Source organism: Thermopirellula anaerolimosa, from assembly GCF_054657335.1.
In genome coordinates this window covers 40595-53842 of record NZ_BAAHYX010000006.1, presented here as the reverse complement: position 1 = coordinate 53842, position 13248 = coordinate 40595, and the positions used below count along the sequence as shown (strand labels likewise).

At 62.9% G+C, this 13248-nt stretch carries 9 protein-coding genes; 3 read left to right on the top strand and 6 right to left on the bottom strand.

Annotated elements, in window-relative coordinates:
• Nucleotides 1-220: 220 nt before the first annotated feature.
• A complete protein-coding gene (locus tag ACYQ6J_RS06430) occupies nucleotides 221-1222 on the bottom strand; it encodes a hypothetical protein (RefSeq protein WP_460183360.1) in 1002 nt (333 codons plus the stop codon).
• A gap of 427 nt (nucleotides 1223-1649) precedes the next feature.
• On the opposite strand from ACYQ6J_RS06430, the gene ACYQ6J_RS06425 reads away from it, so the two are divergent.
• Nucleotides 1650-3071: a hypothetical protein gene (locus ACYQ6J_RS06425; RefSeq protein WP_460183359.1), complete on the top strand. Its 1422-nt coding sequence runs from the start codon at nucleotides 1650-1652 to the stop codon at nucleotides 3069-3071.
• A gap of 146 nt (nucleotides 3072-3217) precedes the next feature.
• Here ACYQ6J_RS06425 and ACYQ6J_RS06420 read toward each other — a convergent pair whose 3' ends face one another.
• The 3 genes from ACYQ6J_RS06420 to ACYQ6J_RS06410 all read right to left on the bottom strand — a co-directional run bounded on the left by ACYQ6J_RS06420 (nucleotide 3218) and on the right by ACYQ6J_RS06410 (nucleotide 9021).
• Nucleotides 3218-7147, bottom strand: coding sequence for a glycosyl hydrolase (locus ACYQ6J_RS06420; RefSeq protein WP_460183358.1), 3930 nt, complete (start codon nucleotides 7145-7147; stop codon nucleotides 3218-3220).
• Nucleotides 7148-7355: 208 nt separating this feature from the next.
• Nucleotides 7356-8513 (bottom strand): glycoside hydrolase family protein, encoded by a 1158-nt coding sequence (locus tag ACYQ6J_RS06415; RefSeq protein ID WP_460183357.1) that lies wholly within the window; start codon nucleotides 8511-8513, stop codon nucleotides 7356-7358.
• Between the two features lie 187 nt (nucleotides 8514-8700).
• Nucleotides 8701-9021, bottom strand: coding sequence for a hypothetical protein (locus ACYQ6J_RS06410; protein WP_460183356.1), 321 nt, complete (start codon nucleotides 9019-9021; stop codon nucleotides 8701-8703).
• A 702-nt stretch (nucleotides 9022-9723) separates the two neighbouring features.
• Here ACYQ6J_RS06410 and ACYQ6J_RS06405 point away from each other — a divergent pair.
• On the top strand, nucleotides 9724-10656 hold the full coding sequence (locus tag ACYQ6J_RS06405; RefSeq protein ID WP_460183355.1) for an HDOD domain-containing protein: 933 nt from the start codon (nucleotides 9724-9726) through the stop codon (nucleotides 10654-10656).
• Nucleotides 10657-10723: 67 nt separating this feature from the next.
• On the opposite strand, the gene ACYQ6J_RS06400 is transcribed toward ACYQ6J_RS06405, so the two are convergent.
• Nucleotides 10724-11719: a hypothetical protein gene (locus ACYQ6J_RS06400; protein WP_460183354.1), complete on the bottom strand. Its 996-nt coding sequence runs from the start codon at nucleotides 11717-11719 to the stop codon at nucleotides 10724-10726.
• Nucleotides 11720-11824: 105 nt separating this feature from the next.
• Nucleotides 11825-11959, bottom strand: a complete 135-nt coding sequence (locus tag ACYQ6J_RS06395) for a hypothetical protein (protein ID WP_460183353.1) — start codon at nucleotides 11957-11959, stop codon at nucleotides 11825-11827.
• Nucleotides 11960-12224: 265 nt separating this feature from the next.
• On the opposite strand from ACYQ6J_RS06395, the gene ACYQ6J_RS06390 reads away from it, so the two are divergent.
• On the top strand, nucleotides 12225-13022 hold the full coding sequence (locus tag ACYQ6J_RS06390; protein WP_460183352.1) for a hypothetical protein: 798 nt from the start codon (nucleotides 12225-12227) through the stop codon (nucleotides 13020-13022).
• Nucleotides 13023-13248: the final 226 nt, after the last annotated feature.

The following is a 13248-nucleotide window of genomic DNA, read 5'->3' as shown; positions in this document are numbered from 1 at the left end:
CGCTGCGGCAACACGGCAAATCGGTACGTAGTTTGTACCCTTGCGCCGCCGCGAATCAAGTGCCGTTGGGAACCGTTGAACCACAAGCGGTGCGAGCGATCCCCCAGGTTGAGCACGATCGACGGGTATCCGCCCTCGCTTGGACCACAACATTCCTTGCGACTGCGTTTAGATAGGGTGATCTCGTTCCGCATGACCGTCGCGCGGTCGGGTCGCCTTATCAGCACCCGCGGACCAGCGCCACGAAAAGCAGCACGATGGCCGATAAAACGATCGCGCCGACGACGGTCGCGCCGACGATCTTGGCGGGCGAAACCGGCAGGGATCCTACCGCCTTGCCCGTCTGACCGTTGATCACGAACCGAAAGACCCGATCTCGATAGCGATAGGCCAGAAGCCACACCGGGGCCAAGATCGGTTCGCTGCTCATGCCGCTCAGCACGACGTTGACCTTGACGTTGCGAGCCGAACCGGGAACGTACGCTGCCGCGCAAGCCGACGCTTCTCCGCTGTGAAAGCTTTGTACGGCCAAAGTGCGGGCATATCTTCTCGGCAGCGAGAACCGCTCGACGATGGCGTGGTCGAGATCGACTTCTTCCGGAGGGACGGCGCGGCTCAGATCGAACGGACAGATTTCCGAGCTTTCGCCGATCCGAAGCGTGCCGCCCGCGCCGATCAGCAGGCCGTCGTAGCGTCCTCGGTGCTCGCCGAAGAGCGGAAACCAATTACCTCGGGCCCCCGGCGGGGTGACGCTGGAATCGGCCGTCCAGTATGTGTGCGTGCGTGCGGAGAAGGACCAGTACGGGACGTAAACGGGCATCATTTCCGTAACGGTCGCCGAGTCGGCCAGGTCCGACGGTTGCCAGAGGCCCCGTTTCATTCGACCACGCAGGATGCTTTCCGCCGCAGCACGATCCACGGCGAAGGGAATTACGCGCCGGGGGGAGACGCTCTTGGCATCCGGTTTGGCCTCCAGTCGCGTGGAGCCGCAGAACGGGCAGCGCAGGGCCTTGGCCCCCGCATCATAGCTCATGGACGCCCCGCAACCCGAACACGTGAAGTTGTTCGTGGTGATCGTGCCCGCTGCGGGCCCTTCGCGAGTTGCAGCGGCGTCTCCGCCGTCGTTCGCATCGCCGGACGGGGCCTCGCGCCCGCAATTGGCGCAAAACAGATCCTCCTCGTCGAGGAGACTCCCGCACAATTCGCAGCGACGCTCGAGCATGGAAACGCTCTTTTGGAAGAAATCGGCGGTCGGAAGGATGCCGCAGCTAGTGACTGCATTGTGTCCCACCGCCGGCACGCGGACAAGCCGTGATGTCGCCCGGAGGCGGCATTGCCGGAATTGCCGCGATTGCGGATCGGGAAGGCTTTTTCGAGGCGGGGACGTTGCATTTCGGCAACATCAGGCCGTTTCTTTAGAAAATTCTTCGTGCCATATCTTGCGTTCTATATTAGATTAGCGACGCGCGTCGGCAAGGTTTACCAGACTTTCGTTTGCCTCCGCCAAACCATGTCGCAAAATTAAAGGGAGTACCGCGGTCGCCGCCGCGGCGCGGTTGTTGCGCAGCCTCAGGATGGGCGGCTCAAGACCGAACCGATATTGCCTTGGTTCCCATGAAAATCGGTTGGAATCCATTCAAGGTGGTGCCATGAGAATGAAGCGGGCGTTAGCATGCGGGTTGCCGGTGCTCTGTACGGTTCTGTTGACCGGATGGCATCGCGCGGAGGGCCAAGGCTACGCCTACTCCGCGGCCCTGCCGGTCGAGGGAGCGACCTACCGAATCGTTTACCAAACCGTCTACGATCCGGTGGAGATTACGACCTATCGTACCACGTGCGAAACGCAGTACGAGGAGCGCAAGGTCGTGTCTTACAAGCCGGTGTGGGAAACGCAATATCGCGAGGAGCGGTACCGCGTTTCGCGTCTGGTCCCGGAGACCTCGGTCCGCGAGGATCGCGTTCGCGTTCTCAAGCCGGTCTGGGAGACGCAGTATCGCGACGAGAGCTATAACGTCGTCCGCTATGTGCAGGAGACCGCCGAGCGCGAAGAGCGCGTTCGCGTTCTCAAGCCGGTCTGGGAGACTTCCGAGCGAGAGGAAGTCTATACCGTCATGCGACCCGTCAAGGAGGTCGTTTACCGCACCGATTACACGACCGTAACCGAACCGGTGGTCACCTACCGCACGCAGTATGTGGACATGGGCCAATACCGCGAGCAACTGGTGCTGAAGCCGGGCTTATTCCAGAACCGATTGAGCTGGGAGTCGGGACGACCGGTGGTGGATCCCGCCACGGGCGCCGTGACGTGGCAACCCGGCGGATTGTATTGGGTGCCGAACAATCGCGGTCGATACGAGGTCCGCCAAGTGTGGCAACCGAACGTGGTGGCGCAGACGGTACCTCAAACGCAATACGTCGCCAAGTCCGTGCCGGTCCAGGTGCCGGTCGAGGTGACGCGCTACCAACCCGAGGAAGTTCGGCGCAAGGTGCCCGTTGAAACCTGCCGCATGGTCGAAGAGGAAGTGGTGCGGAAGGTTCCCGTCACCGTCACGAAGCCCATCGTGGAACGAGTGGAGAAGCAGGTGCCGGTCCAAGTGTGCCGCATGGTGGAGGAGGAGCAGGTGCGGCAGATCCCGGTGACGGTTTACAAGCAAGTTTGCGAAGAGCGCGTGCAGCAAATCCCGGTGCAAGTCTGCCGCATGGTGGCGGAGGAACGTACCGTGCAAATCCCGCGGACCGTGCAGAAGATCGAACCGGTGACGTACACGACGTATCGGCCGAGAACGATCGCCTGCCGCGTACCGGTCGATCCGTGCTTGGTTCCGCTGGAGACGGTGTGTCCGTCGCCGACGACCTCGCCGGTCCCCGGCCCTTCGGCACCCGTACCGTCGCCGTCGCCTGCCCCCGCAACTTCGGGAAGCGGCGCGAGCGCTGCCGATCAGCCTCCCCAATTGCCGCAAGAGACCCAGCGGCCGATTTTGCCCGGTCCGGCACCCGCTGAGACTCCGAGCAACGGCGGGCAATCGGCCCCCAGCGGTCAGGCCGAGGGTGGCGAGGCATCGAGCACGTGATCTTTCAAGGCCGGCAATCCCTTGCGATGGGATGCCGCGCAGGCTGAATCAACCCATCTCCTTCCCGACCCCGCGTGAGGCAGAATCTCCGCGGGGTTCGTTTTTTTACGACGCAACCAAGACCCGGCGGATACGCAGCAGAAGCATCACTTCGTTGGTGTCGTGGCTTCATCCGAGCTCAGATCCACCACGATCCCGCGGCGGATCGTCACGGGGCCTAGCAATCCGGACGGTTGCAACGGATCTCCTTTTTTCCACAGACGCCACGAGGTGAAGGTCCGGCGACCGGTGGGAGACGGTAGGCCCTTCGCGAGCCAATCCGGCCAGCTTTTCAACGTGCCGCTGGGATTGCGGTCGCTGTCCTCGGGCAGGAGTTCATCGCCGATTTGACGGTTGATCCAAAGATTGACCACGGCGATTTCCAAGGTGTTGTCGCCGGGCTTCAAGAGTCGGCCGACGGCAAGCCTGTAGGGCGGTCTCCAAACGATGCCCGCCGACTTGCCGTTGATCTTCACTTCCGCCGCCACTTCGACCCGGCCCAGATCGAGCAGCACTTCGTCCCGAGTGGAGTCCGAAGCGGGATCCACATGCAGCGTGGTCCGGTACACGGCGCGGCCCGAGTAGTGTTGAACGCCCGGTTCCGGAAACTCGTGCCACGAGAGAAGACTCTCGATCGTGAGCTTGCCGGGTCCGCCCCAGGCGGGTTCAAACTCTACCTCCCAGGTGCCCGACGGCGCCGGCGAGGCGGGCAATTGCGGAATCTCGATCGCGATTTCTCGTCCCTCGGACGTTTTCACCGTGTAGCGACCGGGACGCCAAACCACGCATTCGCGGCGGTCGGGGGACGAGGCTCGCAACTCCAAGGCCGGTTCCTCCACGGCGGCCCGGGGAAACGTCGCCACTTGAGGATCGAACGCCTCCAATCGCCCGGGATGACCGTCCACTTCGTATTCCACAACCAGACGCTTGACCACCAGATATGCCGGATCGTCATCCCGCGCGAGATCGGCCACGGGGAACCGCAATTTTCCGTCGTCCACAAGTCGCTGCACTTTCGCGGTGACGTCGCGTGTGCGGGAGGGGTCGTCCAGTACGCCGTACAGGGCCTTACGAATCACAAGCGATCCGCGTCGATTTCCCGGCCAAAGGATTTCCTGCCCGTCTCTACTGATGCCGACGATGTGCTCGCCGGGAGCCTCGTCCGCCACGAACACGACGAAGACCGACTCGAAGGCGTCCAACCGCAGCGGCAGCTCCGTACATCCCTCGTGCTCCCGCCATGCCGGTGCGGGAAGAATCTCACCGGTCTCGGGTCGCCGGAACTGAGGTCGTTTCCCCGTCACACGGAAGCGGCAAGCCGCCTCCACGGGGCGATCGGTCTTGTTGGCGACGAAATAGACGTCTGTGGAATCGATCCGGCGGTGAATGTAACGGAGAGGTTGGTCGCCCGCCGCCGATTCGTAATGAAAGTCGGGCATCAACCCTAGTTGCTCCGCCGCATTTTCGACCGCGTCGATGTCGGCGATCATATTGGGGTCTCCGCCCTGATCGCTCACATCGCCCCAGGGCGGGATTCCCAAGGGTCCTGCCTCGCGGACGGTCTTCCAATCCCCGGAAGCGGTCGGATCGACGTCCCATCCGGAGACCGGCGACTCCATCCATCTCCAATCGCTATCGGAAACAATCAGCTCCGAGCGGCCGTCCGCGAATTGCAGATGCAGGGCCGCGATCAATCCCGCCGGATTGGGCGAGTCCGCCGCGTTGAAGGCGTCGACGGCAATGAGGTTGGCGCCGGGTTTGAGCAATCCCGTCACGTTCATGCGGTAGGGGCGGTGAAAATCGTCGCCGTGGCCGACCCGGCGACCGTTCACCATGCATTCGAACTCGTTGTCGGCGGTCATGACCAGCCATGCCGATGCAATCTTCGCGTCCGGCGGCAGTTGGAAGACTCGGCGAAAATAACGATGCCCGATCGGAACCGCCGCGACCGGATTTCCTTCGTCGGTCCAAATCCAGCGGGCCTTTTCCAAGCCCGGTCGTTCCTCGATTTGAAAGATGGGCGAAAAGGGACCGCCGAACAAGATGCGGCCTTTACCGTATCGGCGAAGGACCGGTTCGGCCGGGGACTGCATCGTACCCCAGACCCGTTCCACGATCGCCCGCAAATTCCGATCGGCGACCGGGAAATCCGTCAGTCCGGGAGCTTTTACCGGCGGTCCCCCGATGACCGTGGCACCCTCCTGCACCAGTTCGGCGATCTTTTCCGCCAGGGGCGGCGTCATCCGCTGAATTCGGGGCAGCACCAGCATCGAGTAACTCATTCCATCCGGCAGAACGAGTCGACCGTCCTTGACCGACATCCGGGTGAGCACGACTTCGGGCGGACAGAAATCGTAGTTGAATCCGCCGCGCTCGCGGGGCCGACCGAACTGAGAGATCGCGCTTTGACCGCCCAACGTCTGCGGCGTCCCCTCCGGCGTCAGAAAGCACAAATCCGCGACGAATAGGCCCTTTTGCAGGAGGTACTGGCATCGCGCCAGATAGTCGTGCCAGGGGCGCGCGTAATCCCACCAAGTTTGCGTGCGCTCGTAGTGCAGACCCCAGGGACCCATGCTCATTCCGGGCGGGCGATCCGGGTTGGTCCAGGGCTGGAGCGCGTAGCGATGGAAGACGAAGCGATTGATCCCTTCGCAGAAAGCCCAATCCCCCAAGTCTTTGATGTTGCCGGGGTGTCCCAGCCAACGCTCGGCGTCCGTCGCGGTGAAGGCCTCCGCGCCGACGATCTTTTTGCCGTAGACATGCGCGGCGGAGGCCATCTCCGTGCAACTGAAGGCCGCCCCGTACTTCGACCACGACCAGAACTCGCCCATCGGCTCATCGGCGCGACCGGCGTAGGCCAACTCGTCCACGGGGCATGTCGTATAGGCCTCGATCGTCAGTCGCATTCCATGTTGCCGGGCCAGTTCCCGAAATCGGCCCGCGTAACGATCCAAGACCAAATCGCCGATCGTCTGCCGAAAATCCCAAAGGAATCGCTCGGATGTTTCCCGACCGCCCACTACGTAACCGGCGATGACGGGCAAATAGGGCCGGATGTCGTAGCCTCTTCGAGTCCGAAACTCCACGGGCATCCGAGCCGTCCAGTTTTGAGAGCCGACCTCCCAACTGTCGATATGGGTGGAGACCAAGGTTTGTTCTTCTCCCACCAGGTCGGGCGAATCCGCGATCAGCTTTCCCATCAGTCCGGCGAACATGGCGTCCGCCCCATCCGCGCTGAGCTTGTCGCACTCCAGCCCGCGCCCTTCCGCGGGAGACGGATGGTTGCGCGCTCCCGTCGGCGTGTGACCGAAGCGGAGAACGGTCCACCGGCCCTCGGGGACGTCCCAAGCCAAGCGACCTTCGGCGTCCATTTTGTCGGTGAGGTCCAGGACGGCATCGAGCGGGATGACTCGATCGGCGGGCGGTTCTTCGACGACGGCGGGAAGGACCGGCGCGGCATTCAACGGCTGAGCCAACGATTTTCCCGCGATTCCCGGGATGCGGGCCGGTTCCGCCGGTCGAGGAAAAGCCAGCACGGCGACGTCCCGATAGTAATTCTCCACAACCGGCGGTCGCGGCAAGACGATCGGGTCGGCGTTCGGGCCCTCGACGGTCATTTCGGACCAGACTAACCGGTGCATGGCTTGTTCGGGTTGAATCCACGGACCGCCGCTGCCAGTCCATCCGCCGTCATTGTTCATGTTCACCTTAAGACCCAACCGATGCGCCTCGGCGAGCATGAAGGCAAACATTTCGCGCCAGGCGGGCGAGGCGAAGCGAACAGGCCCCGCGGGGGCGCCCTGATCCACTTCCATGATGAGGACCCCGCCGATTCCCGCCCGTTTCATGGCCTCCAAGTCCGCCGTGATCCCTTCTCGGCTGATATTCCCATCCAGCCAGAACCAATAAACCCAAGGCCGGGCATCGTCCGGAATCTCCGCGAAACCGCGGAGCAGGTCATCCGGGGCGGCGGAAAGCGCCGAGTTTCCCCATCCGAAGAACAAGAGCGCGGCGAACACGACCCCGTACCATTTCATGGCAAGCTCCCTCTCTGGGCGTCGTCAGCGAGGGCGGATCGGCGGCGCGCGAAGCACAAGTCCGCCGGCGACGTTACAAACGCCCCGCTTTCGCCCGCAATGCTAAAGCCGCCGCGGACCGGACGCAAGCCCCCAACGCCGTTTCACGGATTTGGCCGGAGGATCACTAACGCCGGAGGATCACGCGCAAGCCGACCGCCATTTCTCTTTACCGGATGGGGCGACTGGTCAAGAGTCCGATTCCGCGCCCGCGCTCGCCCACCGCGCAGTAGTACATGTACAACGTGTCGTTCTTGGCTTGGTAAACCAGAGAGATCTTGTGAGCGTAGGTCTTGTCCAGACCGTCGGGGTGGCCGCCTGCCTTGTAAAGCGGTTCGGGATGCGCCGTCCAATGTCGCAGATCGCGAGAAAAGGCGATCATGATGTGGGCACCGCCCTTTCCCACGCCGAAATAGAACATCGTCCAATGATCCCCGTCGCGGAAGACCTTGGGATCGCTGGCAAAGACCTCGTCGTAGCCGCCGGGCCGAACCCGCACCACGGGGTTCTTCTCGTACCGCTTCCATTTCAGCAGGTCGTGCGATACGGCCAGGCCGGTTTGTTCTACCGAACCATGCGCCGCGTTATAGAAGTTATAAAAAAGCGATCCCTGCTCCAAGAGCCACGGTTGATAGATGCAGTCTTTTTCCCATGTTCCGCAATCCGGATCATACACCGACAAAATGGGAGTATTGAGAGCGCGTTGCCACTTAATGCCGTCGCGGCTCTTGGCCACGCCTTCGTAGCCCGGGCGCAGTTCGTAGCCCCCTTGCCGCGGATAGCATCCGTATAGAGTCCAATAGAAGCCGTCCTTCGCTTTAAGAAAGCGAGGTGCTTTGATGTCATAGGATTGATAGAGATAGGCCCCCACCACGCATCCGCCGTGATCGAATTCTCCCGGCATGCCGAAACCCATCGCCAGGCGAGGATTGTTCCAATGAACCAAGTCCGTGCTTTCGACCACGAAACTGTTATAACCGCGACCATTGAAAGCGATAAAACTCATATACCAACGATCGGGATGCTCGGGCAATTGATAGACGCAAGGAACATCGGTGTTGTGAAAGTCTTCAAAGCCGGGAAGTTGGGGCTCACTGGGAATCACGTGATCGGGATAGTAATGCCAACCGCGATACGGCGCCGCCCACAGATCGAGAGTTTGCCGATCGATGGCGGTCTCCTCGGCGGTATCTTCCGCCGAAGTCCGGACGCAGGGCCACCCGTTAAACCAAAGCGACATCGCCAGCGCCGAGAGCCAAGCGGAGCGTTCGAGGCCCGACGTGACGGCGTCCTTCGCCGCGTGGGACGGCGTCTGATAGCGCAACATGGTACGACTCCTTGAAACAGGTTGGAAGGTGCGAGGCTTTCGGCCGATGGCGTTCTTCGCGCGATCGGGGAAGGGCGGGGCCCCTTCACACGGATGACTGCGGACGGCGATGGGGGTAGGCCGTCCGCGGACCATTATAACGCCTGATTCAGATGCAGTGCGCGAAGAGGAGGCTCACGCGGTTCTGTCAAGCGGGGCGAGGAGCGACCGGCGGGGTAGGCTTGAGGCGACGCTGATAACGATCCTCCGTCAGAGCGACCGCAGCGCAGCAAAGCATTTGGGCGGCAAAGAGCGAGAGCGGATGGAAAGTGGGGCGATAGAACGGTTTTGGTCGGACCAACCACCAGGCCGGTTCCCAACCGTCCTTGGTCCTTCGCCAGGGCGTGTCATCGCCTATCGTGTGCGACTGCGCCGCCGTTCCGACCTCCTTTTTCGGGCGATCCGCGGAGGCGGGATACTGGATCAAAAGCCCGCCCCATAGCAGGCCGATGAGGCAAAGCGCGGCCACCGTGCGACGTGTTCGTCCAACCGCGGCGTCTCGATCGCGCGTTTCGGCGACGCCGCGACGCCCCGCCGTAGCGCCCGCGCACGGCGGTTGACCCGGCGGCATCCTACCTAGGCGGCGGGGCGGAGTCTCAATCACGGCGGCACCTGTGGCAACGACCCGGAAGGTGGTATCCCTTGCGAGCGAACAGACCGGAGAAACGACCGACGGAAAGAGCACGAGGCAATCCGCGTGCCGTTTCTCGCGGAGCGTATGCGGGCAGGAAAAGAGCCGCCTTGAGACGACCTATGTGTCGCGTTTGGGAAACGCACTCCGCCGCGGACGTCGCCTTTTGTCATCACCGCAGGGATAGCTAGGGAGCGGATAGCCTTCGTGCCCAAAGCGGCGGATGTCCGCCGATCGCGACGGGGGCGGATTGTCGCCGGGTCGGAATACAGCCCTTGTGCCGGACGCCTTCGGTTTGGCGCACCCTGGTTTTTGACCTAGGCTTTCGTAGGTAGGGAAGGGGCGTCTGCGGCAGATGAACCGGCGTCGCCCCGCCCCTGCGTTTCGGAAAAACGCTACCGTGATTCCGGCGTCCGCGGGTGAGCGAAAGGCTCGACCCAAGATGCACTTCCGCATTCATGTCGCGGCTTTTCGAGGCCGATCGCGCGGAGCGCGGCATTCCTTGTGAAGAAGCGATCTTGGAAACTCTGGGGAGATCAGATGTCCACAAGCTTGGCGGTCCCGTTGGAAAAGCTCCTGGCCAACGCCCAGTTACCGGCCCTTCCGCAAAGCGCCATTCAAATACTTCAAATCTCTCAGGACCCGGAATCCGGCCCGGCGGAGTTGGCCGTTCCCATCAATGCGGATCCGGGTTTGGCGGCCCAAGTGCTGAAATTCGTCAATTCGTCGTATTTCGGCTTTCCGGGCAAGATCGCCAGCGTGCAACAGGCGATCACCTTGGTGGGCATGAAAACGATCAAGAATTTCGTGCTGTGGAGCGCGGTTTTTAGCCTGATGCCCAGTCCGAAGTGCGGGCCTTTCGACGTGAAAGGGCTTTGGCGCGATTCCCTCCGCCGAGCGCTTTTCGCCCGCGAGTTGGGCCGCAGCCTCAAGGCCCCCGATTGCGAGGAACTGTTCGCCGCCGCGTTGCTGCAAGACATGGCGGTGCCGCTGTTGGCCAAGGAGATTCCGGAAATCTACGTAAAATTCCTGGCCGCGCGTGATGACGGACGGCGACGACTGTCCACCGTGGAAAAGGCCGTGTGCCGCTGGACCCACGCGGAAGCGGGCGGCATGATGGCCCGCCAGTGGAATCTGCCCGCTCGTTTCGTCCAACTCATCGAGCAACACGTGGTCTCGCCGTCGGCGGATCTGGGGGATCGCGAATTGGGCGAGGCGGTGGTCGGACTGTCGGCCATGCTCCCGGCGGGAAGCGACGGCAATTGGCACGAGTGGCACACCTTCCACGAGTGGTACCGCAACTTGGTCGGCGACGAAGGTCCGGAGCCGACCGCCTTGCTCGGTGAGGTGGATGAATTGTGCGCCGAATTGGCGCCTCTTCTGAAGATGTCCACCGGCGGGAAGACACTCGTGGAATGGTATGAAGATAGCCGCGCAACAGCGGAGAACCACCCGGTCGGCACGCCGGGCTAACTGTAGATCGAACGGCGGACGCCGCCGATACGGTACTTGCGGCGGGGGCGGGAGAATGCGTCCCCCGTTACTTTTTCTCCTCGGCGGTTTTTTCCGCGGCGGGAGGTTCGGCCGGGGTCTCGGCGTTTTCGGCGGCCGGCGGTTTCGTCTCACCTCCGCGATTGCCCGCGTGAGGGTGTTCCCGCGTGGCGGGCGATTCTCTGCCTGCCGGGGTCTTCTTGGGTTCGACCAACGTAAGCGGTTCGGCCAATTCTACCTTCAATTCGCTGATCTGCGCGGCGGCGGGACCGATCTGCGTTCCTCGGCCTTCCACCTTCGCTCCTTTGCGAATCAAGGGCGCCGCCTCGCGACCGCTTAGTTCGAGACTGATGTCGGGGTTTTCGGCAAGCTCGAAGGTGATGGGCACGCGGATGTAGGGATTCGGCGCGGCCACCGTGATCTTGCCGGTCTTGGCGATGTTCGTGATGCGTCCGCAGATTTCGAAGCGTTCCGAGGGCGGAGAGTCGGGCACACCTCGCGGTTGACGCGGCGCTCGGCCTCGTGGGTTCGTTGGATGCTCGCCGCCAAGGGGACCTCCAAAGCCGCCGCCCGGCAGACCGCCCGGCATCCCTTCGCCCGCGTTAGCGCCGCCTTCGCCTTGTTCGCCCGGTCGCGTGCCTTCCGGGAATACCCCCGGCAGATGTTGCTGATCGGCCGAACAGATAATCAACGCCGCAACCGGTTCCGCTACGGCCCCTGTTCTCTTTTCGACTTCCGCCGTAAACAACACCAGCAATCCGGGACGCAACACGTCGGGCATGGCCTTGCCGCTCAGGGTCAGCTTGCACTCCCGGGCGGGGATCAAATCCCAGGGTTGCCCCGTCGGCGACAAGATGCGGATCCCTTGCGGAGACACCGCCTCCACGATTCCTGACGCCTCGATACGCTGGGCCTGAGCCATGGGGGCGGGGCCGCGAGGGCCTTCCTGCGGTCGCCGCATGGGACCTTGCATGGGATTGAATTGCCCCCAAGCTAAAAGACCGGTCATGGCGACCGAAACGCCGATGAATGCGGCAATCGCCATCCGCGCGGCTTGTGTGGTTCCAATCCGGTACATCGCTCAGTCTCACCGAAAAAAGAACTTGTGCGGCGACCCGACCGATCGGGCCGCACCTTGCGCTTGCATTCATCATACCGCCCGTCCGGCGGCAATGCGAGGATTTCGGGCGGCGCCGGTCGCGCCGCCCGCTTGCCGGCGAATCGTCCCTTGCGAGAGCGGCGGCAAGCCGAGATTTTCCATCAGCCGCTGGCGACGATACCTCATCGAAGGCGCTGTCGCCCCGCGATCAAGTGAACTCGCATTCCAAGGCGGCGTGCAAATCGCCGCGGGCCGAATTATCATAACAAAGGAAGCCGGCGGACTTGCGTTTCCGCCTGCCTTCCCACCGAAAGATTGCCCGCCCCGCCGTGAACATCCCGCATGCTTCCGTCCGGGAGCGGGTCCGACCTTGAGAGTTGCGGCATCCCCGGACGACGGCGTTCGGGATCGGGCCGCGGATGTTTCTCTTTTTTCAAGAGGAGGTGTGACCATGCGAAAAGCCGTGTGGATTGCGGCCTCGGCGCTGATCATCCTGTCGATGACGGCCGACGCCGCGTGGGCCGGACCGTTCGGCCTACTGAAAAGGCGGGCGTGCCGGCGCGTCAACCCCGCCGTAGCGGCCTTGCAGGCCGAGCGGGAAAAGGCCGAGCAAGCCAAGAAGGAGGCGGAAGAGGCGCAAGCAGCGGCGGAAGCGGCCAAGGCCCAAGCCGAGGCCGTGAAAGCCGCCGTAGAGCAGGCCCTGAATTCCGTGAAGGAGGAAGCGGCCAATGCGTTGGCTCGGATTCGCAGCGAAACCGAGGCCGCTCTCAAGGCCAAGGCGGAGGCGGAGAAGGCGTCCGCTCAAGCCAAGGCCGACGTAGCCGCTGCCGTCAAGGCCAAAGAAGAGGCCGCCAAAGCCAAAGCCGAAGCGGAGGCCCTCATGGCTCAAGCCAAGGCCGAGATGGAAAAGGCTCAAGCCGCCAAGGCCCAGGCGGAGCAAGCCGCCGCGACCGTCAAGGCCGAGCAGGAAAAGCTGGCCGCCGCCCAGGCCGAACTGCAAAAGCAGCAGCAAGCCGTCAACGAGGCGAAGGCCCAGGTCGAGGCCATGAAAGCGGAGTTGGAGAAGGCCAAGGCCGAAGCCGCTCAGCCTTCCGCACCGGCGGGTGAGGAGGCCGCCCCCGCCCCGGTTGAACCGCCGGCGTCACCCGACGCGGAGTCGAATCGTGAAAATGCCTCGGGCGCCGAAGCCGCTGCTGCGGGGGCTTCGGCGCAGGAAAACGCCGCGCCCGTCCCGCCCGCGAATCCGTGAGGCATCGCCCGACGCGATGATCGACGGATTCGCACGGTGACGAGCGGCATTTCCGCAGGCCCGGCCGAGTGCTTCCCTCCTCGGGACCTCGGCCGATTTTTTTGCGCGATGGGAGTCCGTTCGTCCGTAACGGCAATCCGTCATTTTTTGGAACATGGGCGACGATCGATGCTTGTCGGTCTGATTTTCGTCGCAAGAAAGCGCGGCTCGCGGCAACTAAACTGGA

Coding starts and splice junctions, on each gene's coding strand:
- ACYQ6J_RS06400 (WP_460183354.1), bottom strand. CDS start 11,719: ATGGCGATTGCCGCATTCATCGGCGTTTCGGTCGCCATGACCGGTCTT.
- ACYQ6J_RS06415 (WP_460183357.1), bottom strand. CDS start 8,513: ATGTTGCGCTATCAGACGCCGTCCCACGCGGCGAAGGACGCCGTCACG.
- ACYQ6J_RS06425 (WP_460183359.1), top strand. CDS start 1,650: ATGAGAATGAAGCGGGCGTTAGCATGCGGGTTGCCGGTGCTCTGTACG.
- ACYQ6J_RS06430 (WP_460183360.1), bottom strand. CDS start 1,222: ATGCTCGAGCGTCGCTGCGAATTGTGCGGGAGTCTCCTCGACGAGGAG.
- ACYQ6J_RS06390 (WP_460183352.1), top strand. CDS start 12,225: ATGCGAAAAGCCGTGTGGATTGCGGCCTCGGCGCTGATCATCCTGTCG.
- ACYQ6J_RS06395 (WP_460183353.1), bottom strand. CDS start 11,959: ATGAGGTATCGTCGCCAGCGGCTGATGGAAAATCTCGGCTTGCCGCCG.
- ACYQ6J_RS06405 (WP_460183355.1), top strand. CDS start 9,724: ATGTCCACAAGCTTGGCGGTCCCGTTGGAAAAGCTCCTGGCCAACGCC.
- ACYQ6J_RS06420 (WP_460183358.1), bottom strand. CDS start 7,147: ATGAAATGGTACGGGGTCGTGTTCGCCGCGCTCTTGTTCTTCGGATGG.